This is a genomic window from Acinetobacter sp. ANC 4779, assembly GCF_004331055.1.
GTDB lineage: Bacteria > Pseudomonadota > Gammaproteobacteria > Pseudomonadales > Moraxellaceae > Acinetobacter.
In genome coordinates this window covers 113,069-137,815 of the sequence record NZ_SJNU01000009.1, presented here as the reverse complement: position 1 = coordinate 137,815, position 24,747 = coordinate 113,069, and the positions used below count along the sequence as shown (strand labels likewise).

Here is a 24,747-nt window from a genome sequence, read left to right as displayed (position 1 = left end):
TCGCGATAGAAAAAGCCCATCGGATGATGGGCTTTTTTATGCTCTATATTTTTTATTCTATCGATTAACCGGTATGGTCAAGGCGTGAACCTAAAGTTTCTAAATGCATGTCAAATTGATTGGTTTTACGGTCTTCAAAATAGTGGCGTAAAGTTCGCTCTACGCTTGGGAAGGCCAGTTCCGACCAAGGAATTTCATCTTCGCTAAATAAGCGGCTTTCAATGGTTTCTTCACCTGAACCAAATTGACCATTGACTAAATTGGCTTTGAATAACACATAAATTTGCCCAATTCGGGGAATATTGTACATACAGTAAAGTTGTTCAATCTCAATTTCGGCTTCAGCCTCTTCACGAGTTTCACGTGCTGCCCCTTGCTCCATGGTCTCAAATAGTTCCATATAGCCAGCAGGAAGTGTCCATAAACCATAACGCGGTTCAATGGCACGGCGGCAAAGCAAAACTTTATTTTCCCAGAGGATTAGTGCCCCACAAATAACTTTAGGATTGATGTAATGAATATTGCCACAATCTGTACAAACACGACGTAATTGATGATCGCCGAGGGGGATTTTTTCCGTAGTTTTATGTCCACAAATTACACAGAAATTCATATTCATCGTCAATGATAAAGGTGTGATCAGCATAACTGAAAAATTGAACTTTGGCATCATTTCTATCTTTTAGAATAAAAATTCAGCTATGATGAAACCAAGAAGAAATGATGGGAGAGTAGAGGTATGGATGACCATTCATTAATACAATCGTTACAGCAAAGATTGCGTTTTTCCACCCGGACAAAACCGGCACATGCTGCTGTACTAATTGCGATTACAGATGAATCGGATCCAAAAGTTCTGCTTACTCGACGCTCAATCTATTTATCGAATCATGCCGGAGAGGTTTCATTTCCAGGAGGGAAAAGAGACCCACATGACACCAGTAATATTGTGGTGGCATTACGTGAAGCCTATGAAGAAACGGCATTAAATCCATTTGATGTGCAATTAATCGGTGATTTGCCGATGCAAAAAGCACGCAATGGCATGCTGGTCAAACCTGTGGTGGGGTTGATTCCGCCTGAAGTCAATTTGATTGGTCAACCGAGTGAAATTGATCGTATTTTCTTTGCATCCCTGAGTAGTCTAATGAAGGCACCGCCCATTCCTTATGAAGTACGTTATGCGCATCAGTCTTTATATTTTCCCAGTCTACGGGTGGAAAATGAAATTGTTTGGGGCTTAACCGCACGGATGTTGATATCACTCTTTCAATATGGTTTAAATTATCAGAAAGAGTGGCCATTTTTATTAAATTCTCCAGCTTTTCATAGCAATAAGATTAAACGCAACAGATAAAGGAATATCACAGCATGATGTACAAATTTAATGGCTATGCACCTCAAGCAACACATCAGCCCTGGGATGGCTGGGTTGCAGACAATGCGACGGTGATTGGTCAAGTTGAAATGGGGAAACAGGTCAGTGTCTGGTTTGGTGCAGTGATCCGTGGCGATAACAGCAAAATCAAGATTGGTGATTTTAGCAATGTTCAGGAAAATGCCGTGTTACATACCGATGCGGGTATTGAAATGCATATTGGCAGCTATGTCACGATTGGGCATCAAGCGATGTTGCATGGCTGTACCGTTGGCGATAACACGTTAATTGGGATTAATTCGGTCATTTTAAATCATGCCGTGATTGGTAAAAATTGCATCATCGGGGCAAATGCATTAATTCCTGAAGGCAAGGTCATTCCAGACAATTCGGTAGTGATGGGTTCGCCCGGGAAAATCGTCAAAACTTTGGATGCGACTGCTGAAGTTAAACTCAAAATGAGTGCCATGCATTACGCAGAACATTTTAAGAATTTTCAGAACCTAGAAACAGTTGAACTGTAATTTGATGACGTTATTTAGCCAAGCAAATGCTTGGCTTTTTTGTATTCCCCAGATGGAAAATCTCGCCTAGTGCGGATGAGTGGAGTATCATATGCCTCGTTTTTTACATTTAAATTAATTAAGGTCGTGCATGAAATTGCTGGCGTTGGAAACTGCCAATGAGCAGTGTTCCGTCTCTATTGTAGATGAAACCCAAGAATTATTTTTCCAATTAGATGCGCGAGCAAAAGCACAAACGCAAACAATTCTCCCAATGATTGATCAGGCATTTACCCAGCTTGGTCTATCTGCATCTGAATTAACTGCAATCGCATTTAGCCGTGGACCTGGTTCGTTTAGTGGCGTGCGGATTAATGCAGCGGTCACTCAGGCATTGGCATGGGCAAATGATCTTCCAGTCGTTCCTGTTTCAACCTTGCAAGCCTTGGCACAGTCGGCATATCGCATTGCAGGTTTAACCGCCGTGACAGCGGTACTCGATGCACGGATGAAAGAAGTTTATATTGCGAGTTTTAAAGTTGATGCACAGGGCATTATGCAGGCTGTGGATGAAGAACAGCTGCTAAATTACGATGATGCCAGTCAAGCAGTTAAATTTGAACTGGTAGGCCCCGGTTCAGCTTTAATTCAGCCTGAACAAATACAATACAAAGACTTAAGTGCGACTGCGCAAGATATTGCTACCATTGCGCGCGCAGATGTCGAGCAAAAAAAATGGGTCAGTGCCGAGCAGGCATTACCTGTATATTTACGTGATAACGCTTGGAAAAAAATTCCAGAACAAGGCAAAACATAATTAGGATTTTTTATGGATCTTTTACTGCTGCTGAAAGCGGCAATTATGGGTATTGTAGAAGGTATTACCGAATTTCTACCTATTTCAAGTACCGGGCATTTAATTCTCGCTTCAGAGTTAATGAATTTCTGGACCAAAGAAAAAAGTGATGTGTTCGTGATTGCCATCCAAATGGGCGCGATTGCAGCAGTGATTTATGAATACTGGGCTCGTCTGTGGGGTGCGGCAACGGGTATGTTTACCGGCGAACCTAAAGGTCGCCATTTGGGATTTAGCCTGATCATGGCTTCTATTCCAATCGTATTGATTGGTCTGACTTTTGGACAGACAGTCAAAGAATTATTATTTAATGATATTGCCGTTGCGATTGGCTTAATCGTGGGTGGTTTCATTATTATCTGGATTGAAAAACATCCGCCCGTAGTCAATGCTGAAGAAGTCGAGAACATTAGCTATAAAGAAGCGATCTGGATTGGTTTAATCCAGGTGCTGTCTTTAATTCCCGGAACCTCACGTTCTGGTGCAACCATTATTGGTGCCATGTTCTTGGGAATATCACGTAAAGCGGCCACTGAATTTTCTTTCTTCTTGGGCATACCGGTGATTATTGGTGCAGGCCTGTTAGATCTGTATCAAAGCTACCATGTATTCGAAAACAGCCAAGATTGGATGGTTCTTGCCACAGGAATTATAGTGTCATTTGTTTCGGCTTTGATTCTAATTCGTGTATTGGTGGCCTATGTCGCGAAACGTGATTTTATGGTTTTTGCTTGGTACCGCATTGCCTCGGGTATTTTAATCTTGCTCTTTGCATTTACAGGCTGGAAATTATGGTAAGCGAGATCCGCTTATTTGTAGAACCAGAATTTCAACAGAAAGCACAGCAGTATTCTGCTGTGCTTTCTTCTCGTGGGGTGATGGTAAATCTTGAAATCATTGAAAAGCTCAATACCCGATTTTTACGTTTCCATCCAGAACTGGCTTTATGTGTAGATGAATTCGGTCTTTGGCTCTGTGCCAATGGCATGAAAATGCAACCGGACTGGAAAGCAGAGGTGCCACGTTTAAAAAGAGCATCCTTGAAATCTGAAATGATTGCGCGAGCGTGTAATCTCGGTGAAAAACCAAACTTGATCGATGCCACCGCAGGGTTGGGGCATGACAGTTTACTGATGGCACATTTAGGTGCTCATGTCACCTTGGTTGAGCGACATCCCATCTTATTTACCTTGCTTGAAGATACTAAAAGTCAGGCTGAACATGATCCTTTTTTAAGTTCAGTGGTTGCACGGATTGATCTGATTTTCTCTGATTCAGCCGATTACCTGATTCAACAAGCTGAGCAGAATAATATCGTAGATGTGGTTTATCTGGATCCGATGTTTCCACAACGCGATCAAAACCAGCAAGCAATTAAAAAACAGGCTCAAGTCAAAAAGCAGATGCAATTACTGCATATGTTGTTGCCTGAAGATGGTGAAATGGATTTGGGCGATAATTTATTGATTTTGGCACAAAAAATAGCAAAACGAGTGATAGTAAAGCGGCCTCGTTTAGCGGTATATTTGGCGAGCCAAGAACCCAATCATCAGTGGCAAGGCGATGCGTGTCGTTTTGATGCCTACTTTCAGCAGCATCTTGTAAAGTAGTTTGGTAATTGCTTCAATATTGAACATTAATTTGTTATATAGTGCCAAAGCAGCATTGATAAAACTTCCATCAAGCATAAACTTACATTGTGAATCAGCGAGCTACAGCTAACCCTAAATCCTATGATCGACTTCAAACCCTCCATCAATTTTTGGCATGATTTTAAAAGCAACCAAACTGCAGGGATGTGGCTCTTTTTGGGATCACGTCGGTCTTTACAAATTGTTCGCCCCTCAATTTTACAGCTGATTTTTTGGGGAATTTTAGGCGGCAGTGCCAACAGTTTATTTAGTTGGTTAAGTTCAGGGGAAGTTGGGGACTTTAATCCTCAAGGCCTGATCAGTTATGCCTTATGGCCTTTTATTGCACTGATTGTCGGCATTTTCCTTTCGCAACGTATTAATAATCTGCGTTTGATGCTGGTGCCTGCCTTATTGTGGCTGGTACTGGATACTCATATCGCGCTCTTGCAAAGTCTGATTCAGTATCTGGGTTATATCGACGTATTGCCTTACATCTTTTATGACTATCTACCCATGATTTTTATGGTGCTGTTTGTCTGGCAAAGTCTGGCTGTGGTCTGGGTTTTTTCACGTGAATTAAAGTGGCCGTGGTGGGAGCGGGGATTGATTGTCGCGGCAACGCTGTTTACTCTTGTAGTCTGGCAAATGTCGGTCAAAGGCCAACCGATCTGGAAAGTGGAAGAAAGCCCGCCAACGTTTGCCGAAGATGCCTTTTACGCACAAAGTCGAGTGTTGAGTAAATCTCTTGAAGCCGTTCAGTATGGTGAATTTGCCCAATCGCATTGGTACTTCTTAGGCGTAGCAGGTGCAGGCTATCAAGACGTTTTTAAATCGGAAGTCGAGCGAATTAAAGAACAGTTTGATACCCGCTTTGGAACTTTTGGTCGCTCACTCATATTAGTCAATAATCCTGCAACACGCACTAAAACGCCAATTGCTTCACGTACCAGTATGGAAATGGCTTTACGCCGTATTGGGCAGCAAATGAATCGTGAAAGTGATGTATTATTTTTATATATGACATCGCATGGCTTGCCAAATCAGTTTGAAATGGAAAATGCACCCATAGATTTAAACGACGTCGATCCAAAATGGCTAAAAGATACGTTGGATAAATCGGGAATTCGTTGGCGCGTGATTGTAATTTCTGCATGTTATTCAGGCAGTTTTGTTCCTGCCTTGCAAGATGACAATACCTTAATCATTACCGCCTCTGCTGCCGATCGCGCATCCTTTGGCTGTTCGAATGAAGCCGATTATACTTATTTTGGACGGGCTTTTTTTGATCAGTCTATGCGTGAGCAGACTTCAATCAGTGCCGCATTTGAACAAAGCAAAGAGACTGTGGCACAATGGGAAAAGGCGCAAGGTTTTGAACCCTCTGAACCACAATGGTCGATTGGAAAAAATATGGAATTTATGTTGCCGCAATTGGAGCAGCGCTTATTTCCGGCTAAAATTCAAACAGATATGAAAATAGAAACACCACAATTAAGTGTTCAAACACAATAAGGAAAATAGACATGGAATTAATCCAACATAACCGATGCTTTGATGGTGAACAGCGCTTTTATGCTTTTAATTCCAAGCGGCTAAAGGGCGAAGCTAAGTTTGGTATTTTCTTGCCACCTCAAGCTTTAAGGGGACAGCCCTGTCCAGCACTTTTTTATTTAGCCGGTCTGACCTGTACTGAGGAAACCTTTAGTATTAAAGCCCATGCGCAACGTCTGGCAACTCAACTGGGCTTGATCCTGATTAGTCCAGATACTTCACCAAGAGGGGAGCAAGTTGCACAAGGCGATTCTTGGGATATCGGTCAAGGGGCAGGATTTTATATTAATGCCACTCAAGCGCCGTGGGCTGAACATTATCAAATGGAAAGCTTTATTGCGGATGAGCTGTATGATTTAGTCATTCAGAACTTTCCTGTTCAGGCAGATGCGATAGGAATTTTCGGCCACTCCATGGGCGGACATGGTGCATTAACTCTGGCATTTAAATATCCGGAAAAATTTAAGTCAGTTTCTGCTTTGGCGCCGATTTGTGCACCAAGCCAATGCCCGTGGGGTGAAAAAGCCTTTTCGAATTATTTGGGTGAAGATCGGAATGAATGGTTAAAGCACGATGCCACTGCCTTGATTCAAGAAAAAGGTGCGCTCTTCAAAGAAATTCTGATTGATCAAGGTTTAAAAGATCAATTTTACACGCAATTGAATCCGGCATTATTTAAACATGCTTGTGCAGAAGTAGCTCAGTCGCTAACCTTGCGTGAACACGCAGGCTATGATCATGGTTATTATTTTATTCAAAGTTTTATTGATGACCATTTACAATTTCATGCTGTGCAACTTGAAGCATAATATTTAATTCAAAAAAGGGAGAATCTGCTTCTCCCTTTTTTTATTGATGCTGCCATGTTGCGGTAAATTCTTGTTGAGCCATACGGCTTAAATGATCAAGCACCACTTTTTCCAGTCTGCTTAAGTCTTCTAAGGGACTGTCAATGGATACTAATAACTGTTCCAGTTGCGGCATCAGCTTCACGGTCGCATCCGGCATAAAAATACTAAAATTGCCTTCAGTTTCAGCAACTTCAAATTTATGTTTCCAATGATTCAATAAACGCTTGGCGATACGGCTTGCTTCTGGAGTAGTGATTTGGGTATTGCTTTTCATTCTCATTTACCTCGTGTTGTGCGATTAACATAACAGATTATAAAAATAGCTAAAGTTAAATAATGCAACGCAATGTCGCAGTTTTGGAATGCTGAATAAATAGTATCGAAGCTGGATTGGATTACAGCAGTCAGGTTCAATTTGTTATAATGGGGAAAATCAATTCAAATCCATAGCCAGGTTCTCCCCATGTCCAAGCCATATTTAATTGCACCATCAATTTTATCTGCTGACTTTGCTCGCTTAGGCGAGGAAGTCGAAAATGTACTCGCTGCTGGTGCAGATGTCGTACATTTTGACGTGATGGATAACCATTATGTGCCTAACCTGACTTTTGGTGCAGGCGTATGTAAGGCATTAAAGAAATATGGAATTCAGGCACCGATTGACGTGCATTTGATGGTTTCACCTGTCGATCGTATGATTGATGATTTTCTTGAAGCCGGTGCAGACATTATTACGTTTCACCCGGAAGCAACCGATCATATTGACCGTTCATTACAGTTGATTAAAGCTGGTGGTGCGAAAGCCGGTTTGGTCTTTAATCCGGCCACACCTTTGCATTATCTGGACTATGTTTTGGATAAAGTCGATCAAGTGTTATTGATGAGTGTCAACCCGGGTTTTGGCGGGCAAAAATTTATTCCAATGACTTTAGACAAACTTCGTCAAGCGCGAAAAATTATCGATGCTTCAGGCCGGGACATTCATTTGGAAGTAGATGGTGGTGTAACTCCTGCCAATATTCGTGAAATTGCAGAAGCCGGTGCAGATATGTTTGTTGCCGGTTCAGCCATTTTCGGAAAACCCGATTATCAAGCTGTGATTAATGAAATGCGTGCAGAACTTGCAAAAGTAGGCGCTGTAAATATCTAATAATCTCTAATTAATTGAAGCTAAGTTGTGGATAACTTTATGGATAACCATATGGATATCTGTGTAGATAACTGTATGGATAACTTGATTAGTTTATAAACGATTACAGAACAATAGTTTAATAATTAGACATTAAAGGTATAAAAAGGACTCAATTGAGTCCTTTTTTAATGGGTTAAGCTATTCAAAAATATGGTTGTTTATTAATCCATGCTTATAAATAAGCCTGTTTAAAAAATAACTTTATTGTTTTAATACACACAAAAATAGCGAACCATGAATTGTTGAGTATAAATTTAAAAAATTGTGTATAACTTGGATCTTGGTTATGCTGTTAGATCTCAATCAAAGTAAAATAATTTATATACTCTGGACTGGTGAAAGGATAATTCTTTGCTGACTTCATTACGCAACCAGACTTGGTTTGTGCTGCTGATGGTTTTTGCCATCGGGTGGAGTAGTGTTACCTTTGCATCTGCCAAACCCATGCATCAGCAAATGATTAGTGAATTGATGCTTCAGCATAAACATAGCATGCCGATGACGACAATGTCGGGTTGCCATGATTCAGTCAGTACTCAAGCGCACACGTCGCAGCATTCTGCGGAACATTTAACCGCACCATCTGAGCAAGATTGTTACCAGACCATGATGGATCAGCAACAGCATTTCAGTTGTAATGATTGTGTGCAGTTACACTGTCAAAGTTTGATCCTCTGGCTGGATTCAGAAACAATCGCATTCCTTAATTTAAATAATATTCAACAACATCCACAGCACAATTTTAATTATTCAGCCCAGCATTTAACTGGGTTCTGGCAACAAATTTTACGTCCTCCCAAAGCTTAATCTTGATTTAAAAAACATTTTTTATTTTTAAATTACAGGTTAAGTCATGTCTATTCAATTAAATCAAAGCCTCTTGATCGGGGTATGTCTCCTTTCATCATCGTGGGCATTTGCTGCGGTGAAAGAATATCATTTGAACATTAATGAGCAGCTGGTCAATGTGACCGGAAAGCCTTTAAAACGCATCACCGTGAATGGTCAGTTTCCGGCACCGCTTTTGGAATTTGAAGAAGGTGATGATGCCGTTATTCATGTGCATAACCAGCTAAAAGACAAAGATTCTTCCATTCACTGGCATGGTTTATTGCTGCCTGGCCTAATGGACGGTGTGCCGGGTTTTAACCAGTTCAAGGGCATTAAACCGCAAAGTGATTTTGTCTACCGTTTCAAGGTGCGACAAAACGGCACCTATTGGTATCATGCACATTCCAAAGGTCAAGAGCAGGATGGGCTGTATGGCGCTTTGGTGATTTATCCGAAAGATAAAAAGCCAGTCGCAGCGCATGAAAAAACGGATCGTGATTATGTGGTGATGCTGTCTGATTTTCATCTCTCCAGCAGTGACCAGCTCATGAAAAATCTGAAAAAGTCAGCAGAGTACTATCAAAATCGGCGTGAAACTGTGGCAGATGTATTTAAGCAGGTAAAACGTGATGGTTTAAAAAACACATGGCAGGATCGTGGTATGTGGAATCAAATGCGTATGCTGAAAACCGATTTATCCGATGTTACCGGTTATACCTTTTTGATCAATGGAAAAACGCCTGAGCAAAACTGGACCGGTGTGTTTAAGCCAAATGAAAAAGTCCGCTTACGCTTTATTAATGCGTCCGCCATGTCTTTTTATGATGTCAGTATTCCCAACTTGAAAATGACTGTAGTGAGTGCTGATGGGCAGCCCGTTAAACCCGTACCGGTTGATGAGTTTCGTATAGGTACTGCAGAAACCTATGATGTGGTGGTTGAACCGAAAGCCGATTATTACCAAATTGAAGCCGAGTCGATTGATCGTAGCGGTTTTGCGATTGGCACATTGCATAATGAAAATTCACCAGTGGCGCATGCGATTCACATGCCTAAGCCGCGTCCACGCGCATTGTTGACTATGGAAGATATGGGGCATGGTTCTTTATCAACTGATCATGCAAATATGGCTCATACCCAGATGGATGCCAATCTAGAAAATGCAAATCCAGAAAGTTCAAGTCAAATGAATCATCAAATGATGGATCATTCGTCAATGAAACATGATACGGCGGGAATGGATCATTCGACACTAGCTCCTACTCAAATGAATCATGCTGTCATGCAGGAACATTCCCAACATGCAACTCAGCCATCTGCACAATCTGAGTCTATGCAAAAGCCTGAACAAAGCCATGCGTCACATAGCACAGAAAAAACCTCTTCAGATGACAAGGCTCAGTGGGTTTATGGCTGGGCCAATGCGTCAACGCCTACAGGTCATAAAGCACTGCAATATAGTGACTTGAAATCTTTAACGCCACAAAAAGATAACCGTCCCGCAGAGCGTGAACTGGAAGTGCGTTTAGGCGGTACGATGGAGCGTTATATCTGGACCATCAATGGCAAGAAATTTACCGAAGTTGAACCGTTACAAGTAAAGTTTGGTGAGCGCATTCGCTTGAAATTTATCAATGACAGCATGATGGCGCATCCGATGCATCTGCATGGCATGTTTATGCAGCTTGAAAATGGTCAAAGTAGTCAGGATATGCCCAATAAACATACCTTGATTGTGCCACCGGGTAAAACCGTGACTGCATTATTGACCGCTGATGAGCTGGGCGAATGGGCGATTCATTGCCATCTGCTGTATCACATGTCAGCCGGTATGATGAGCAAATTGATAGTAGCCAATGTGGATGTAAATCATCCATCCAACACGCCCGCTAAACCAAATTCAGCTCAGCAAGGAGACTCACATGCGCATCATTAATTTATTTGCCATGCGTACATTCAGTGCTTCCTTGCTGTTGTTAAGTGGACAGAGTTTTGCGCAGGAACAGCGCCATTCTATGCCGATGTCACACCAGTCTAGACAATCTAGGGAAATGCATGAGGATCATTCACAGCATCATCAGATGGCAACTAGACCACAAACCGTAGCTGAAGAAAAACCGCAATCGCTACAACAAGAGCAATCCAGTTCAGACGAGACTGACCATGCTGTACATATCAAAGAGCATGGTGGACAGGTTTATCAACAAACTACTGTTGAAAGTAAATGGCTGCGCAATGATGACGGTGAGGGCATTTTAAAGTCAAAATTTGAAACGCGAATTGGTGCGGATGAAAATAAGGTTTTTATCAAAGTTCAGGCCGATCAAGCGGAATCACAGCAAGCTGAATATGATGCCAAAGTGTTATATAGCCATATGGTGAGTGATTTTTGGGATGTACAAGCCGGTCTTGGCTATTTGAACAACCAGAATCGTGAAGTGGATTCGGAGCAAATAGGAGTCGTTTTAGGTATTCATGGCTTAGCGCCATATTTCTTTGAAACTGATGTCTATTTATATGTGGGACAAGATCAGCAGATGTCATTTATGTTGGAAACTGAGCGTGATTTGCTATTGACCCAAAAACTGATTCTTAAGCCTTATTTAGATCTGAATGTGATTTTCAGTGATAACTCAAACTATGCCAAAAAGTTGGGTTTGAGTATCGCGCAACTGGGTCTGGAAACCCGATATGAAATCAATAAAAAGGTTATGCCTTTTGTCGATGTTGCATATGGCTATAACAAGGGAAATGAAGAAACAGCTTGGCAGCAATCTTCATCTTCTGAAAATGAATGGCTATATGGCGCAGGTATTCGTTTTAAATTTTAGATGAGTAGTGTGATCAAAAGAATACGATTGGTGAGTACCAGTCGTATTTTTATTGAGCTACTTTTAGCACGATAAATTGCTCGAAAAATGTAAAATCCGCACCCCTTTAAAGTAATTATTTATATAATCAAGAATTAAAGGAGGAACGACCTCCCTTGGTGTAATCTCATTTATATCAATACCAAGACAATTCGTCAGGACGACCTGACTCTGATCAAATGGAGCATAGTCGTCATGGCTTGGGTGGTTTTAGTTTTAGCCGGTATTTTTGAAATTGTATGGGCGTATGCAATGAAACTTTCAGAAGGTTTCACACGTTTAACGCCCAGTATTATTACCTTAGTGTTTATGATTTTAAGTTTTGGTCTGCTGGCTTATGCCATGCGAACCTTGCCGCTCGGCACAGCTTATACCATTTGGACAGGCATTGGCGCAGTCGGTTCATTCTTGGTCGGCATCTTTATTTTAGGCGAGCCAGCATCAGCCATGCGTATGCTAGCAGCCGTTCTGATTATTTCTGGATTAGTATTGATGAAACTGTCATCATCATAAAATCTGGATCATTTATTTCACTGCAGGAGAAGACGATGAAACTGGCTTTTATAGAAATGGCTTCTCCTGTAGGTATCTTAAAATTAGTGGCCAATGAAAATGCCTTGGTCGCGGTACTGTGGGAAAATAAAAATCCTAAACGGGTCCGTGTAGCAGAATTAATAGAACAAGTTGACCATCCTATCTTGATGGAAACCCACAAGCAGTTAACTGAATATTTTGCGGGAAAACGACAGCAATTTGATTTGCCTTTGGATTTTGCAGGAACCGAGTTTCAACAAAAGGTTTGGCAAGCCCTGCTGACTATTCCATTTGGAGAAACCCGCAGTTACCGTGATGTTGCCGAGCAAATTGGCAATATTAAAGCAGTACGTGCAGTCGGAGCCGCCAATGGCAAAAATCCAATTTCCATTATTGCGCCGTGCCATCGTGTAGTAGGTGCAAACGGCAAACTGGTGGGTTTTGCCGGGGGCTTGGATAATAAAGAAATTCTATTAAGATTAGAGAAAATTGTTTAAATTATAAGACCTTATTAAGAATAAAGATTAATAGAATGTTGAGCCAGATATTTGCACCACTATGGTCGAGCTTTTGGTGGATCATTCTTGCTTTTGTCGCTATAGGCGTCATCAAAGCGTTTAAGCCTTTGTTAAAAGGAAAATTTGGCGAATTTGCTGTAAGTATCCATGCAAAAAAGTATTTAACTGAAGAATATATTCTGTTAAATAACTGTACTTTACCAGATGAAAAAAATGGAACTACGCAAATTGATCATATTTTATTAAGCCCGTATGGCGTGTTTATTATTGAAACCAAAAACTATAAAGGCTGGATTTTTGGCGGTGAACGCCAGAAAATGTGGACGCAGAAAATATTTAAAAACAGCTATAAATTTCAAAATCCGCTGCACCAAAATTATAAACACCAAAAAGTGTTAGAACAGGTCTTGGCAGATATTATTGCGCCTGAATATTTGCATTCAATCGTTGTATTTATGCCGGATTGCGAATTTAAAACAGAGATGCCAATCAATGTATTTCGTGGTTCAGCATGGGTGGAGTATGTGAAAAACTTTAAAGAGGAAATTATTCCGCCAATGAAACTGAAACGGATTCAATTACGGATCGAAAAAGAAATATTAGACAAGTCATGGAAAACCAATCGTATACATGTAGAAAACTTAAAGCAGCGTAAAGAAAGTAGCTAAATAAAAAAGCCTTTGAACATGCAAAGGCTTTTTTACTTTAACGCTTTGTTGTATTTAATTTTTCAATAATTTCATCCAATCGTTTTACACGTTTTACTTCATCCCACAACATTTTTGCTTCGGGATAATGTTTTGACATCATGCCAATCCATTGCTTATAGCGTCCCACCATATTGATTTCTTTTTTATAGGGACCATTTAAGAAACGGATTTGTAGGGCCAATAGTTCATCCCAAGTAATGATAGACTCATCAATATTTTTTCGGATACATTGCGTGATATCCGGTGTGGTTACCGCAGCACGACCAATCATCAAGTCTTCACAACCTGATTCTACGCGACATTGTTTGGCATCTGCATTGGTCCAAATTTCACCATTGGCGATGACATTGATTTTCAGTGCTGCACGAATCGGTTGCAGCTGATCCCAAAATGCTGGTGGGGTATAACCTTCAGCTTTGGTACGGGCATGGACGGTGACCCAAGCTGCACCGGCATCTTCAATCGCATGGGCATTTTCCAGGGTAAAGTTCCGGTCCATATAGCCTAGGCGCATTTTGGCAGAGACAGGAATATGACTGGGTACAGCATCACGCACTGCTTTGACCAGCATGTGTACCACTTCAGGTTCATCTAACAGAACTGAACCGCCACGATGACGGTTTACCGTTTTTGCAGGGCAGCCAAAATTCATATCAATGGCAGGAGCGCCCAGTTCCACCGCACGAATGGCATTGGCAGCCAGCATTTCAGGATTATTTCCTAAAAACTGTACATGAACCGGTGTTCCAGCGGCAGTTTTACCATCGTGCAGTAATTCAGGACAGTAATTGTGATAAACATGGTCGGGCAGCACAGAGTCCGTCACACGAATGAACTCGGTTACACACCAGTCAAAGCTGCCGACATGCGTCAATACATCACGCATAATAGGATCGGTTAAGCCTTCCATGGGCGCAAGAACAAGTTTCAAAGTGTCAGACCTGTACAAAGAAAAACAGGGTTATACGTTTTTTTAGACGGGATGTCTAGCTTAGGGCCTAAATTACAACAATCTACACCGGTGATTTAAGTATGTATCATTAATATAATAGCTTTCGTGTTAAAGAATAGGATTAATTAAAGATATAAATATCATGAGGATATTATGGAATATCATTGTTGGGTTACAGCGACCCCCATAAATAAATTTTCATAAATCGTGATTATATCTTGGATTCGTTTTAACAGCTTTTTATGTGGCTTTTATCGTTAAAGCATCATCAAATATAGTACCTACCTATTTACTCATTAACATCAATTTAACTATTCAGCAAATAATAATCCTCGATATTCGGCCAAAAGCATACAGTTTCTCTGGTGATTATTCTTTACTAAAAAACTAAAGCAAGTTTGAGATTTATAGGTGAAAGTAAGGGAGGGCTATTGCGATAAAAATAAGGAGAAAAAAAATGTCTGCTCGATTTTTACTGCCCCTTTTACTCCCCTTAGCGGGTTCTACCATTGTCTTGGCATTAACAGGATGCGCGTCATCTTCTACGTCCCCGATTACAGACAGCTATGGTCCGAGACCCCATCTGCCTGAACCCAAATCAAGTTTGTTTCCTACGGTGAATATTGCCCCGGCCACAGGTTGGCCTGCAGGTATGATGCCGACTCCTGCTGCGGGTTTAAAAGTCCAGGCATTTGCAAAAGAACTTCAGCATCCGCGCTGGCTGTATGTATTGCCTAATGGAGACGTGCTGGTGGCTGAAACCGATGCACCACCTAAGCCGGACGACAGTAAGGGCATTAAAGGTAAAATCATGAAACTGGTGATGAAGCGTGCAGGATCATCGCATCCGAGTGCCAACCGCATTAGCTTGCTCCGTGATAGCAACGGTGATGGCGTGGCTGATCAAAAAACCGTATTTCTACAAAATCTAAATTCCCCGTTTGGCATGGCACTGGTCGGCAATACACTGTACGTGGCCGACACGGATTCCATTATGCGTTTTCCTTACCAAGCGGGTGCTACTCAAATTACAGCAAGTGGCACGAAAGTACTGGATTTACCCGGTGGCCCTTTAAATCATCATTGGACCAAAAATGTGATTGCCAACCCTGCGGGCAGCAAACTCTATATTACGGTGGGTTCAAACAGTAACGTGGCTGAAAATGGCCTAGATAAAGAAGCTAATCGTGCCCTGATTATGGAATTTGATATTGCCAGTGGCAAAGCGCGACCATTTGCGACCGGGCTACGTAATCCCAATGGACTGGACTGGCAACCTCAAAGTGGTACGCTATGGACAGTGGTAAATGAGCGCGATGAAATTGGCAATGACTTGGTGCCCGACTACCTGACTTCAGTCAAAGCAGGCGCTTTTTACGGCTGGCCGTATAGTTATTATGGTCAACATGTGGATACACGGGTGAAACCGCAAGATCCTGACAGGGTAGGACGTGCAATTCCGCCAGATTATGCATTGGGCAACCATACCGCATCCTTAGGTTTGGCATTTTATAATGCTCAATTAATACCACAATATCGCGGTGGTGCGCTGATTGGTCAGCATGGCTCATGGAACCGTAAACCCCATAGTGGCTATAAAGTCATCTATGTGCCGTTTAAAAATGGCCAGCCTTTTGGTCAGCCACAAGATGTATTGACGGGCTTTTTAAGTGAGCAAGGCGATGCCTTGGGACGGCCGGTTGGTGTGGCAGTTGATCGTGCAGGTGCTATTTTGGTGGCCGATGATGTGGGTAATATGATTTGGCATATATCACCTGTTGGTACAACAACCAATAAAGTAGTAAGTGATGTTTCAGCTAGCCCATAGTGAGCGAGTTCATGGCCTTATTGCACAAAAACTGCTAACAATCATTAACAAACCAGTGAGTGACTAATTTTTTAAAAGCTAGATATCTGATACTGATGAGATTTAGGCCCAAACCGTATCTTGCTACTTGGGTTGGGTGAGAGCAGATTGAACAATGAGTAAACAAAATTTGCGAATCAGGCGTTTAATCCATATTTTAGCTGCTTAGCCAAGGCTTATTTAAATTTTAAATAGAGAATAAAAAACCCCAACATCCTGTCGGGGTTTTTCGTATTGGTGCGCTCGGTATAACTCCTGTCGTACCTTATAGTCCTTGTGCGTATCTATTGTTATTCTTTTATGGAACTTCCTGTTCCTGATGAATCCATCATAGGAAATATCCCGGGAATCGCCTAGACGTAAAGGACTTGAATTGACGTAAGTAAATGCGTACAAGATTGGCTAAAAACTACTCATTTTCCGTGTAAATTGGGCATTCTTTCTCATTTGGACGGATTAATAACTTATTACAAAGTCTCATGTTGAATAAATATCATCAGTTTCATGGACAGTAAGATTAAATTTTTGAAGCTAAAGAAGCCGACTTATTACCACGCCAGGATTGTGCAAATATTGCGAGTTTTAATTTGTATTGAGTTAATGATATTAAACATTATTCTAGTTTAATAAGTATGGGATGAGTGCTTGAAACTTGGAGTACTGTTTTAAAGTACAGGTATGACAGCTAAAATCCTAAACCTAAACTCAATAGCTTAGATTCTGTAGAACATTAGTTTAAATTCATTCAAACTACTCTTAGATTTATACCTCACACTAAAATGCCAGTCGAGCGGACTGGCATTGTTCAATTCAACAAATAAAGTGTATTCACTTAAAACACTAGCTTGCTATACGGTTTTCCATTCTTTTCTGGCATCTTCAGCACTTTTGTTCAAAATCACATTTTCATCTTTAATTTCACTTACCCAACTGAGCGGAATAATATGATGTTCATTATTTTCATCATCACTTCTGGTCAACTTAATTGAGTCTTGACCTTCTAAATGATCTACTTTCCCTATTGTAGTACCACATGATGCAATTACTGAAGCATGTGCCTGGATGTCATTTGGATTGAAATTATTCATTATAATTGCCTATTTGTAGAAGTTGAGATGAACAGTCTACACAATAAAAAAATAGGGATGTGTAAGGGTTATCAGGGTTTGAGTTTTTCTGAGTTAAGAATGTAAGTGTGAAAAAAAATGAATATTTAATAAAAAATAAAAACTTACTTAGAGCTAAGGAACCTAAATCTGTTTGTACGAAAGTATCCAGAGTTTAAGATAATTTACACAAATTAAAATGGAACCTTTCCATGTTGGACTCATATTTATTATTATCTACTCATCATTGGCTTACATACTGTTGAAAAGTCCAGCCTTGGCTGATTGGACTTTCTATTGATTGATCCTTGCTTTAAGCCGGCTATTTAATCATTGTGGTTCATTTTATTAGAAAAAATTAAACCAAAGGAAATAAGGGGCTCATTTCCCCAAAATCATTTCCAGTACAAATTTAGAACCAATAAAACCAATTGCCAGAAGCATAAAACCACTTAAGGTAAAGCGAATCGCTTTTTGGCCACGCCAGCCAAACTTGTAATGACCAATCAGCAAAGATCCATAAACAAACCAGGAAATAATACTAAAGGCCGTTTTATGGGCTAAGTGTTGAGCAAAGAAATCTTCAATGGTGAAGAAACCAAAACCTAAAGCTAAGGTCAGCAAGATAAAACCGGTAATGATTAAATCAAACAACAAAGATTCCATGGCTTGGAATGAAGGCAGTAAATTGACCCAGATTCTTTTTTGCTTGTTTTTTAATTCACGATTTTGGAACCATAGAATTACCGCTTGTATGGTGGCCATCAGTAGAACCGCATAGGCCGATAAAGACAAAATAATATGAATGTCCAAGCCCAAGGAGTGCTGTTCAATTACCTGATTTTGTTTGCTTAAGGCAAAACCTAAAATCAAGCCGGTGGCACCAACAGGAATGCCCAATAAATTAAGGGCCAAAATGGGGCGGTAAGTACTAAAGATTAAACTCAGCAATAACATCAGACCAGATGTGAATGACAGTAATAGGAACACATCATAATTTACGCCTAGAGGGGTCAGCATATCGTTATACAGAACACCCGCGTGTAGCAGTAAACCTAAACCGAGTACGAGCCCTACAAACCAATGGTTCGGATCACGCTTTGACATTAAGTGAATAAACAAATACCAGAAAGATGTGGTATAAGCGATTAATGCTAAGATCGTGTAAACCAAGGGGAGACTGATCATGTCAAACCTTTTTCAGGATGTTGAATATTCATTTATATAAATTCTACGTGAACTACAGTATCCTATAGCATCTTATGCATAAATTTTCTATTTTAAGAAAGATTTTTTTGCAACTGGCAATTTTAAGCGGATTTTGCAATGTTTGATACCTTAACAGAACGACTCACGCAGAGTTTAAGAAATGTTACTGGCTCAGGGCAGCTAACCGAAGACAATATTAAAGATACGTTACGTGAAGTACGTATGGCACTTCTTGAAGCCGATGTTGCGTTACCTGTAACTCGTGAATTCATCGCGAAAGTTAAGGAAGAAGCATTGGGTCAAGAAGTGATGACTCAGTTATCACCAGGCCAGGCATTCGTAAAAATCGTCCATGACGAACTGACAAAAATGATGGGCGAGGCCAATGAAAGCCTCGACCTTGCAGCAAAACCACCTGTGGTGATACTGCTTGCAGGTTTGCAAGGTGCGGGTAAAACCACCACAGCTGCAAAACTTGCCCGTTTCTTACAAGAACGCCAAAAGAAAAAAGTAGCCATGGTGTCTGCCGACGTTTACCGTCCAGCGGCAATCAAACAGCTACAAACAGTTGCAGGTGAAGTAGGCGCGATTTTTCTGGAATCGAGCGCTGATGAAAATCCGATTACCATTGCCAATCGAGCAATTGAGCAAGCCAAAATTCAGTTTGCCGATGTTCTGATTGTCGATACCGCAGGCCGTTTACATGTCGATGATGACATGATGGACGAAATTAAAGCGCTTCATGCAGCTATTAAACCCACTGAAACCTTGTTCGTAGTCGATGCTATGACCGGTCAGGATGCGGCAAATACTGCAAAAGCCTTTAATGATGCCTTGCCTTTAACCGGTGTGATCCTGACCAAAACTGATGGTGATGCACGCGGTGGTGCGGCACTATCTGTACGTGCCATTACCGGTAAGCCAATCAAATTCTTGGGTATGGGCGAAAAGCTTGATGCCTTAGAGCCATTCCATCCTGAGCGTGTGGCACAGCGTATATTGGGGATGGGCGACGTACTTTCTTTGGTCGAAGAACTTGAACGTAAAGTCGACAAAGAAAAAGCCGAAAAAATGGCGAAAAAATTGCAAAAAGGCGGCAGCTTTAACTTTGAAGACATGCTGATGCAATTTGAACAAATGAACAACATGGGCGGCATGATGGGCTTCTTGGACAAGTTGCCTGGCATGAGCAATTCAGGGATTCAAGATGCAATTGCGCAAGCGAACCCTGAAAAGCAAGTGAAAAAAATGGAAGCGATTATCCAGTCGATGACCATTAAAGAGCGCCGCAACCCAGACCTGATGAACCCGAGCCGTAAAAAACGTATCGCAGCAGGTTGTGGTATGGAAGTTGTTGAAGTCAATAAACTGATTAAACAACATGCGCAAATGGCGAAAATGATGAAGAAATTTGCCAATCCGTCAGGCATGGCAAAAATGATGAAATCACTTGGCGGTATGCAAAATAAATTCGGCGGCGGTGGCGGCGGTATGGGACCATTGTTCGGTGGAAACGACAAGAAGTAGGATTATACTTCTCATCGTAAAAAAGGCGCTCGATGCGCCTTTTTTTATAGCTGAAATTTTGCAATACAGAAAAGCACGATGCGAATGACTCTGCATATTTAATCCTAAAGGGAATAACCACAAGTGTTACTTCAACGATGGGTATGAGGCTAAATTAACCAACTCAAATATATAAGAAGAAAAACATACTCTAACTGCAATACAAAGTTTATCTGGTGCAGGATGACCGCGCCTTAGCTAACGTTCTTAATTTTTAAATAGGACAACAAGCATTATAAATACAAAGACCTAAATTAGATCCAGAAAGCATTATTGTCGCACATAGTCTGGGATGTCTGGCGCGCTTGCATTTTTGAACTCAGACACTCCGCCACACTCAAATTAAAGGGCTGATTTTGCTTGCCAGTTTTAAGGATAAATTAACCGCATTGCCCGAGCTGGAGGGTTCTATTCTGCAGGCAAAATTAGACATGTCCATTTTACAAAAAAAACAGATTGCGACTCGATTTTTACTGTTTTCCTGCCATGATCCTTATGTGTCTCCGCCTAAATCGGTCTTGCTCGGACACTTTATTAATGCCCAAATGCAAGAGCTGAAGCATGTGCGGCATTTTATGCAAAGCGATGGGTTTGATGAATTCAAACAGCTTTGGGATATCCTGAAAATTTTGCTACATTATTAATGCATTTAAAATCCATGCGTATCTTTAAACAAGTGATGGATTAAATTATGGGGGACAAGAGCTTCCCTAATTCGTATTTTCATAAAAAAGACCAACAATTGAATCACTCCATTCAGACTAAGCTGGTTGCACACGAGAACAGATGAAGAAGAGGAAACAAAAATAATGGCTCAAGTGAATGTGATACATGGCTATACCGCCAGCCCCGAAGAAAACTGGTATCCCTGGATTCAGCAGACTGCAGATCAGCAGCATTGCAGTTTAAAAGTATTGCGTTTGGATCCTTCACCGCGTCCGGAGCTATCAAGGTGGGAATCACAAATAAATGAGCAGATGGGAAGTCTGGATGAAAATAGTATTGTGATTGCGCATAGTCTGGGAACTGTCGCAGCATTAGATTATTTGTCCAAAAATTTAACCCGTCAGCGTATTAAACAGTTGGTTCTGGTTGCCGGTTTTAATGGTCGTTTTGGACGCTTGGCAGAAGTCTATCCTTTTATCGATGCAGCCCAGATTGATTTTGAATTGCTGAAACGCCAGATTGAACAGCGTGTGGTGATTTATTCAGCAGGAGATGCTCATGTTCCGCCAAAATTCAGTATTGAGCAGGCCAAAAGTCTAGATGCAGAGCTGATTTCTGCCCAATGGCAGGGACACTTTATTGATTCTGAAGGTTGCACGGAACTACCTGAAGTTTGGCGGGCCATACAACCTTATTTAATTCGACTAGATCAGGCTTCTGCCAAGGAATAAATATAATTCTGCAGACCTTTGAGTAACAGGTCTGTCTCAATTTGAGGCTGATATTGGGTAAGATATTGGGCAAATAATGGCGCATCACCGCCAGTCAGAATCAGTTGGCTTGGGTATTTATTCAATACCTTTTCAATGGTACTTACCAAGCTTAATAAAATACCGTGATGCACAGCATCAATGGTATTGCGGCCAGGCGTAAGCTCATCGAAGGTGGCATCGGGAATTTTAATGCCCTTGGTATTTTGAATCAGAGAATCCCGCTGTAAATACAGGTTTGGCAGAATATACCCTCCCAAGTGTTGCATGCCATCAGTCAGATCAATGGTTAATGCAGTTCCGCAACTTACCACACAGTATTGTTGCTTTGGGTCATGGACCACGGCCAGCATTTGTAACCAACGGTCTACACCGAACTTGCTGGTATCTTCATAAGCACAGCGTAGACCTGCATATTCCGCCTGCACTTTGGCAAAGGTCACCGGTACAGCTAAAAATTTTAGAATTTTCTGGATACGTTCATTATTTTTTTTGTCTTGAACTGAAGACACGCCAACCTGATGCAGATCTAAACTTTTAAAATGCTGAATTAAACCCAACAGCAATTCCGCAGGGGACTGCAAATGCAATTCTGCAGCCTGTTCAATAATCTGATGATTCTCAGTAATCCAATATTTTAGACGGGTATTGCCAATGTCTAGCCATAAATTCTTCATTGCATTTCTCTAAAGAGAGGTTTCTAAGCGACGTAAGCGCCCTTGATAAAATTGTTTTAAGCCTTCTCGGGTTTCAATATTGACCGCGCCATCATCCTGAATGCCTAAGAAAATACCTGAACATAGCCCCGAATGATGCTCAAACTCAACCGCCTGATTTTTAAAAGCAGCATAGTGATTAAAACGGGCAGCCAGGTTATAACAATGATGGTCAAACCATTCACTGGCTTGCTGGATGGCCATATATAATTCTGCGATCAATTCAGTACGCTGAATTGCCATTAAGCCTAACTCGCGCAGTGAGGTGGCATGCTGGTCAATCTGTTCTTTCGGCACAGGTTCAATATTGATACCGACCCCGACAATCACCTGATGCGGGGAAAGCGGCTCAACCAGAATTCCGCCCCATTTACCCTGTGTACTATAAAGATCATTTGGCCATTTCACTTGCAAATCCAAGCTTTTTAAACTCGGCATTTGCAGAATATTTAATGCAATTTCAAGGGCAAGCCGCCCATCAATGGCTGTTCGCGTATTTAGCAATGTGCTTAAATAGATGTTCCCTGCGGGTGAAACCCATGGTCGTTGACGTTGACCACGACCTTGAGTTTGTCTCGTACTACAGACTAAAACGCTTTGAATGCCTTTGAGTGCAATTTCACGCACATCATCATTGGTTGAAGTCGTGACTGGTTTCAGTATTAAAACTTCAGGAAGCTGATGAGCTTCGCTGAGGATTTTTTGCAGTTGTCGAGTCTCTAAATCCATTTAAATTTAAGCAACAGTGGAATGTGAATAATGGAGTTAATCATATATTTATTGATTGGTGCAATGGCTGGTTTTGCCGCTGGACTGTTTGGTGTCGGTGGCGGCATGATTATTGTGCCCATTTTATATATTGTGTTCACGCAGATGAACTATGATCCTTCAGTCATTATGCATTTGGCTGTCGGCACCTCATTGGCAACCATTATTGTGACCTCAATCAGCTCTGTCTCAGCCCATCACAAACGTGGTGCGGTGATGTGGGATGTATTCCGCAATTTAGCACCGGGGTTGGCTTTGGGCTCATTTTTAGGTGCCGGGATTGCGGATTATATATCAGGTCAGGGCTTGCAATTACTGATCGGATTCTTCGCAGTTTGGGTTGCCTATGGCATGTTTAATGGTTCAAGTAAACCCGTTGATCCTACGCATCATTTGCCTTCTAAAGAAATGCAGCTGCTGGCAGGCGGGGGGATCGGCATTGCATCGGCTATTTTCGGCATCGGCGGCGGCAGTTTGACGGTACCGTATTTGATTCGTCATGGCGTCGTCATTCAAAAAGCGGTAGCAACTTCAGCAGCAGGGGGCTTGCCTATTGCAATTGCCGGAGCATTGGGTTTTATGTGGTTTGGCTCGAATAGCTCGGTAGAAGTACCGCATAGTATTGGTTATGTGCATATTTATGCTTTCCTTGGCATTAGTGTGATGAGCTTTATTACGGCAAAACTGGGGGCAAAAGTGGCTCATAAGTTATCACCCGCCATGCTGAAAAGATGCTTTGCTTGCCTGTTAAGTACCGTTGGTTTATATTTTATTTATCAAGGATTTTCGACCTATTTTTAATTTTAAATAACAGATAAAAATAGAATGAAAAGGTGTGCTACAGTTTAATTGTTCACACCTTTTTTATATTGGCTTTAAAGACTGAAAAATTGTCTGACAATGTCATTTTTTTTGCTGATAAAACAAAGTAAAAATAGCAGGGTCAATCAAGACGTGTGAAATTTTTCGATTGCATCTTATAAAAACAAGATAGGACGAGTATGCAAGAACAGGAAAAAGACAGTTTGTCCGAACAAATTGCAAAGCATATTAGTGAGCAAATTATTCGTGGCGAATTGGTTGAAGGTGAACGTATTCAAGAGTTGCGAATCTCGGCTGAACTCGATGTCAGTCGTGGCTCCGTGCGTGAAGCATTGTTGCTGTTAGAACGCACCCAACTGATTGAAATTTATCCACGCCGTGGTGCAATTGTGTCAGAAATGTCTGCGCAACAAGTCCGTGCTTTATTTGACATGAGCGCTTTGCTATTGGGGCAAATTGTTCAGCGTGTGGCGGAAACTTGGCGCACTCATGAAGCCGAAAGAATTCAGGCATTATTGCAGCAATTGCATGAAGAGACACGTCAGGGACATACTGAAAAATTCTATGATTTAATCTTTCAGTGTATGGCTCGCCAGCACGAAATGGTGGCTAATCCTTATTTGATGAAGTTCTATCAAGAGCTGTTACCCTCAATGCGCCGAAGCTATTTTTTAACCTTAAATATCTCTCGGCGCGAGCTAGAGGAATCATTTGAACTGTTTAAGTTGGTGACTGATGCAGTTTTGATCCGAAAATCACAACAAGCTACTTTATTTATGGATGATTTTTGTCGACACTTGCGTAACCTTGTGTTGGAATCTCTAACACGGATGAAACAAATCGAACTTGCATGGGCAAGACGTTCACGACGTTGATC

Annotated in this window: 27 protein-coding genes; 20 read left to right on the top strand and 7 right to left on the bottom strand. The window is 41.3% G+C overall.

All coding sequences use genetic code 11. The annotated features are described in order from the left end of the window. Nucleotides 1-64: 64 nt before the first annotated feature. Complete coding sequence (locus tag E0H80_RS11655) at nucleotides 65-613, bottom strand: NUDIX hydrolase (RefSeq protein ID WP_131365994.1); 549 nt, start codon at nucleotides 611-613, stop codon at nucleotides 65-67. A 126-nt stretch (nucleotides 614-739) separates the two neighbouring features. On the opposite strand from E0H80_RS11655, the gene E0H80_RS11650 reads away from it, so the two are divergent. The 7 genes from E0H80_RS11650 to fghA all read left to right on the top strand — a co-directional run bounded on the left by E0H80_RS11650 (nucleotide 740) and on the right by fghA (nucleotide 6,731). Beyond that, nucleotides 740-1,357, top strand: coding sequence for an NUDIX hydrolase (locus E0H80_RS11650; RefSeq protein WP_131365992.1), 618 nt, complete (start codon nucleotides 740-742; stop codon nucleotides 1,355-1,357). Nucleotides 1,358-1,371: 14 nt separating this feature from the next. Then, complete coding sequence (locus E0H80_RS11645; RefSeq protein ID WP_131365990.1) at nucleotides 1,372-1,902, top strand: gamma carbonic anhydrase family protein; 531 nt, start codon at nucleotides 1,372-1,374, stop codon at nucleotides 1,900-1,902. A 130-nt stretch (nucleotides 1,903-2,032) separates the two neighbouring features. Beyond that, nucleotides 2,033-2,698 (top strand): tRNA (adenosine(37)-N6)-threonylcarbamoyltransferase complex dimerization subunit type 1 TsaB, encoded by a 666-nt coding sequence (gene tsaB / locus E0H80_RS11640; protein WP_131365988.1) that lies wholly within the window; start codon nucleotides 2,033-2,035, stop codon nucleotides 2,696-2,698. 12 nt (nucleotides 2,699-2,710) lie between these two features. Then, nucleotides 2,711-3,535, top strand: coding sequence for an undecaprenyl-diphosphate phosphatase (locus E0H80_RS11635; protein WP_131365986.1), 825 nt, complete (start codon nucleotides 2,711-2,713; stop codon nucleotides 3,533-3,535). Next, on the top strand, nucleotides 3,529-4,347 hold the full coding sequence (locus E0H80_RS11630) for a class I SAM-dependent methyltransferase (RefSeq protein ID WP_131365984.1): 819 nt from the start codon (nucleotides 3,529-3,531) through the stop codon (nucleotides 4,345-4,347). Before E0H80_RS11635 ends, E0H80_RS11630 begins: the two co-directional genes overlap by 7 nt. Nucleotides 4,348-4,470: 123 nt before the next feature. Further along, nucleotides 4,471-5,883, top strand: a complete 1,413-nt coding sequence (locus tag E0H80_RS11625) for a C13 family peptidase (protein ID WP_131365982.1) — start codon at nucleotides 4,471-4,473, stop codon at nucleotides 5,881-5,883. Nucleotides 5,884-5,894: 11 nt separating this feature from the next. Further along, complete coding sequence (fghA, locus tag E0H80_RS11620) at nucleotides 5,895-6,731, top strand: S-formylglutathione hydrolase (protein ID WP_131365980.1); 837 nt, start codon at nucleotides 5,895-5,897, stop codon at nucleotides 6,729-6,731. A 40-nt stretch (nucleotides 6,732-6,771) separates the two neighbouring features. On the opposite strand, the gene E0H80_RS11615 is transcribed toward fghA, so the two are convergent. Next, nucleotides 6,772-7,047 carry a DUF2218 domain-containing protein gene (locus E0H80_RS11615; RefSeq protein ID WP_131365978.1) on the bottom strand — a complete coding sequence of 92 codons (276 nt, stop codon included), beginning with the start codon at nucleotides 7,045-7,047 and terminating at the stop codon, nucleotides 6,772-6,774. A gap of 189 nt (nucleotides 7,048-7,236) precedes the next feature. Between E0H80_RS11615 and rpe the strand changes: the two genes are divergently transcribed. From rpe to E0H80_RS11580, 7 genes are all read left to right on the top strand, one after another. Further along, entirely contained in the window at nucleotides 7,237-7,923 is a 687-nt protein-coding gene (gene rpe / locus E0H80_RS11610) for a ribulose-phosphate 3-epimerase (RefSeq protein WP_131365976.1), read from the top strand. A 393-nt stretch (nucleotides 7,924-8,316) separates the two neighbouring features. Continuing rightward, on the top strand, nucleotides 8,317-8,772 hold the full coding sequence (locus tag E0H80_RS11605) for a hypothetical protein (protein WP_131365973.1): 456 nt from the start codon (nucleotides 8,317-8,319) through the stop codon (nucleotides 8,770-8,772). Nucleotides 8,773-8,818: 46 nt separating this feature from the next. Further along, entirely contained in the window at nucleotides 8,819-10,732 is a 1,914-nt protein-coding gene (locus E0H80_RS11600) for a copper resistance system multicopper oxidase (protein WP_131365971.1), read from the top strand. Then, nucleotides 10,719-11,627, top strand: coding sequence for a copper resistance protein B (locus E0H80_RS11595; protein ID WP_131365969.1), 909 nt, complete (start codon nucleotides 10,719-10,721; stop codon nucleotides 11,625-11,627). Before E0H80_RS11600 ends, E0H80_RS11595 begins: the two co-directional genes overlap by 14 nt. Before the next feature lie 234 nt (nucleotides 11,628-11,861). Then, nucleotides 11,862-12,179, top strand: a complete 318-nt coding sequence (gene sugE / locus E0H80_RS11590; protein ID WP_131365967.1) for a quaternary ammonium compound efflux SMR transporter SugE — start codon at nucleotides 11,862-11,864, stop codon at nucleotides 12,177-12,179. A gap of 35 nt (nucleotides 12,180-12,214) precedes the next feature. Next, entirely contained in the window at nucleotides 12,215-12,697 is a 483-nt protein-coding gene (locus E0H80_RS11585) for a methylated-DNA--[protein]-cysteine S-methyltransferase (protein WP_131365965.1), read from the top strand. Nucleotides 12,698-12,732: 35 nt separating this feature from the next. Next, a complete protein-coding gene (locus E0H80_RS11580) occupies nucleotides 12,733-13,386 on the top strand; it encodes a nuclease-related domain-containing protein (protein WP_131365963.1) in 654 nt (217 codons plus the stop codon). Nucleotides 13,387-13,423: 37 nt separating this feature from the next. On the opposite strand, the gene E0H80_RS11575 is transcribed toward E0H80_RS11580, so the two are convergent. Beyond that, nucleotides 13,424-14,359, bottom strand: coding sequence for a tRNA dihydrouridine synthase (locus E0H80_RS11575; protein ID WP_213073407.1), 936 nt, complete (start codon nucleotides 14,357-14,359; stop codon nucleotides 13,424-13,426). Between the two features lie 478 nt (nucleotides 14,360-14,837). Here E0H80_RS11575 and E0H80_RS11570 point away from each other — a divergent pair, with 478 nt between their 5' ends. Further along, the gene (locus tag E0H80_RS11570) at nucleotides 14,838-16,208 is read left to right on the top strand and encodes a PQQ-dependent sugar dehydrogenase (RefSeq protein ID WP_131365961.1); all 1,371 of its coding nucleotides are present in this window, start codon (nucleotides 14,838-14,840) and stop codon (nucleotides 16,206-16,208) included. An 887-nt stretch (nucleotides 16,209-17,095) separates the two neighbouring features. Here the strand turns inward: E0H80_RS11570 and E0H80_RS11565 are convergent. Both E0H80_RS11565 and E0H80_RS11560 read right to left on the bottom strand, forming a co-directional pair. After that, complete coding sequence (locus E0H80_RS11565; protein ID WP_067870149.1) at nucleotides 17,096-17,335, bottom strand: DUF2171 domain-containing protein; 240 nt, start codon at nucleotides 17,333-17,335, stop codon at nucleotides 17,096-17,098. Between the two features lie 399 nt (nucleotides 17,336-17,734). Continuing rightward, nucleotides 17,735-18,541 carry a cytochrome C assembly family protein gene (locus tag E0H80_RS11560; RefSeq protein ID WP_131365959.1) on the bottom strand — a complete coding sequence of 269 codons (807 nt, stop codon included), beginning with the start codon at nucleotides 18,539-18,541 and terminating at the stop codon, nucleotides 17,735-17,737. Between the two features lie 138 nt (nucleotides 18,542-18,679). On the opposite strand from E0H80_RS11560, the gene ffh reads away from it, so the two are divergent. The 3 genes from ffh (at nucleotide 18,680) to E0H80_RS11545 (ending at nucleotide 21,525) form a co-directional block, all read left to right on the top strand. Continuing rightward, nucleotides 18,680-20,089, top strand: a complete 1,410-nt coding sequence (gene ffh / locus E0H80_RS11555) for a signal recognition particle protein (RefSeq protein ID WP_067870153.1) — start codon at nucleotides 18,680-18,682, stop codon at nucleotides 20,087-20,089. A gap of 470 nt (nucleotides 20,090-20,559) precedes the next feature. Then, a complete protein-coding gene (locus tag E0H80_RS11550; protein ID WP_323052969.1) occupies nucleotides 20,560-20,772 on the top strand; it encodes a hypothetical protein in 213 nt (70 codons plus the stop codon). A gap of 165 nt (nucleotides 20,773-20,937) precedes the next feature. Beyond that, nucleotides 20,938-21,525, top strand: a complete 588-nt coding sequence (locus E0H80_RS11545) for an RBBP9/YdeN family alpha/beta hydrolase (protein ID WP_131365955.1) — start codon at nucleotides 20,938-20,940, stop codon at nucleotides 21,523-21,525. Here the strand turns inward: E0H80_RS11545 and E0H80_RS11540 are convergent. Both E0H80_RS11540 and E0H80_RS11535 read right to left on the bottom strand, forming a co-directional pair. Next, entirely contained in the window at nucleotides 21,504-22,241 is a 738-nt protein-coding gene (locus E0H80_RS11540; RefSeq protein WP_131365953.1) for a type III pantothenate kinase, read from the bottom strand. The two genes, E0H80_RS11545 and E0H80_RS11540, sit on opposite strands and share 22 nt — an antisense overlap. Nucleotides 22,242-22,250: 9 nt before the next feature. Continuing rightward, a complete protein-coding gene (locus E0H80_RS11535) occupies nucleotides 22,251-23,009 on the bottom strand; it encodes a biotin--[acetyl-CoA-carboxylase] ligase (RefSeq protein WP_131365951.1) in 759 nt (252 codons plus the stop codon). Between the two features lie 30 nt (nucleotides 23,010-23,039). On the opposite strand from E0H80_RS11535, the gene E0H80_RS11530 reads away from it, so the two are divergent. After that, a complete protein-coding gene (locus tag E0H80_RS11530) occupies nucleotides 23,040-23,849 on the top strand; it encodes a sulfite exporter TauE/SafE family protein (protein WP_131365949.1) in 810 nt (269 codons plus the stop codon). A gap of 200 nt (nucleotides 23,850-24,049) precedes the next feature. Beyond that, entirely contained in the window at nucleotides 24,050-24,745 is a 696-nt protein-coding gene (locus E0H80_RS11525) for a GntR family transcriptional regulator (RefSeq protein WP_131365947.1), read from the top strand. Nucleotides 24,746-24,747 lie beyond the last annotated feature (2 nt).

Coding starts and splice junctions, on each gene's coding strand:
- E0H80_RS11560 (WP_131365959.1), bottom strand. CDS start 18,541: ATGATCAGTCTCCCCTTGGTTTACACGATCTTAGCATTAATCGCTTAT.
- fghA (WP_131365980.1), top strand. CDS start 5,895: ATGGAATTAATCCAACATAACCGATGCTTTGATGGTGAACAGCGCTTT.
- E0H80_RS11530 (WP_131365949.1), top strand. CDS start 23,040: ATGGAGTTAATCATATATTTATTGATTGGTGCAATGGCTGGTTTTGCC.
- E0H80_RS11525 (WP_131365947.1), top strand. CDS start 24,050: ATGCAAGAACAGGAAAAAGACAGTTTGTCCGAACAAATTGCAAAGCAT.
- tsaB (WP_131365988.1), top strand. CDS start 2,033: ATGAAATTGCTGGCGTTGGAAACTGCCAATGAGCAGTGTTCCGTCTCT.
- E0H80_RS11650 (WP_131365992.1), top strand. CDS start 740: ATGGATGACCATTCATTAATACAATCGTTACAGCAAAGATTGCGTTTT.
- E0H80_RS11580 (WP_131365963.1), top strand. CDS start 12,733: ATGTTGAGCCAGATATTTGCACCACTATGGTCGAGCTTTTGGTGGATC.
- E0H80_RS11570 (WP_131365961.1), top strand. CDS start 14,838: ATGTCTGCTCGATTTTTACTGCCCCTTTTACTCCCCTTAGCGGGTTCT.
- E0H80_RS11615 (WP_131365978.1), bottom strand. CDS start 7,047: ATGAAAAGCAATACCCAAATCACTACTCCAGAAGCAAGCCGTATCGCC.
- E0H80_RS11585 (WP_131365965.1), top strand. CDS start 12,215: ATGAAACTGGCTTTTATAGAAATGGCTTCTCCTGTAGGTATCTTAAAA.
- E0H80_RS11630 (WP_131365984.1), top strand. CDS start 3,529: ATGGTAAGCGAGATCCGCTTATTTGTAGAACCAGAATTTCAACAGAAA.
- E0H80_RS11595 (WP_131365969.1), top strand. CDS start 10,719: ATGCGCATCATTAATTTATTTGCCATGCGTACATTCAGTGCTTCCTTG.
- sugE (WP_131365967.1), top strand. CDS start 11,862: ATGGCTTGGGTGGTTTTAGTTTTAGCCGGTATTTTTGAAATTGTATGG.
- E0H80_RS11625 (WP_131365982.1), top strand. CDS start 4,471: ATGATCGACTTCAAACCCTCCATCAATTTTTGGCATGATTTTAAAAGC.
- E0H80_RS11645 (WP_131365990.1), top strand. CDS start 1,372: ATGATGTACAAATTTAATGGCTATGCACCTCAAGCAACACATCAGCCC.
- E0H80_RS11550 (WP_323052969.1), top strand. CDS start 20,560: ATGTCCATTTTACAAAAAAAACAGATTGCGACTCGATTTTTACTGTTT.
- E0H80_RS11565 (WP_067870149.1), bottom strand. CDS start 17,335: ATGAATAATTTCAATCCAAATGACATCCAGGCACATGCTTCAGTAATT.
- E0H80_RS11655 (WP_131365994.1), bottom strand. CDS start 613: ATGAATTTCTGTGTAATTTGTGGACATAAAACTACGGAAAAAATCCCC.
- E0H80_RS11540 (WP_131365953.1), bottom strand. CDS start 22,241: ATGAAGAATTTATGGCTAGACATTGGCAATACCCGTCTAAAATATTGG.
- E0H80_RS11635 (WP_131365986.1), top strand. CDS start 2,711: ATGGATCTTTTACTGCTGCTGAAAGCGGCAATTATGGGTATTGTAGAA.
- rpe (WP_131365976.1), top strand. CDS start 7,237: ATGTCCAAGCCATATTTAATTGCACCATCAATTTTATCTGCTGACTTT.
- E0H80_RS11600 (WP_131365971.1), top strand. CDS start 8,819: ATGTCTATTCAATTAAATCAAAGCCTCTTGATCGGGGTATGTCTCCTT.
- E0H80_RS11545 (WP_131365955.1), top strand. CDS start 20,938: ATGGCTCAAGTGAATGTGATACATGGCTATACCGCCAGCCCCGAAGAA.
- ffh (WP_067870153.1), top strand. CDS start 18,680: ATGTTTGATACCTTAACAGAACGACTCACGCAGAGTTTAAGAAATGTT.
- E0H80_RS11535 (WP_131365951.1), bottom strand. CDS start 23,009: ATGGATTTAGAGACTCGACAACTGCAAAAAATCCTCAGCGAAGCTCAT.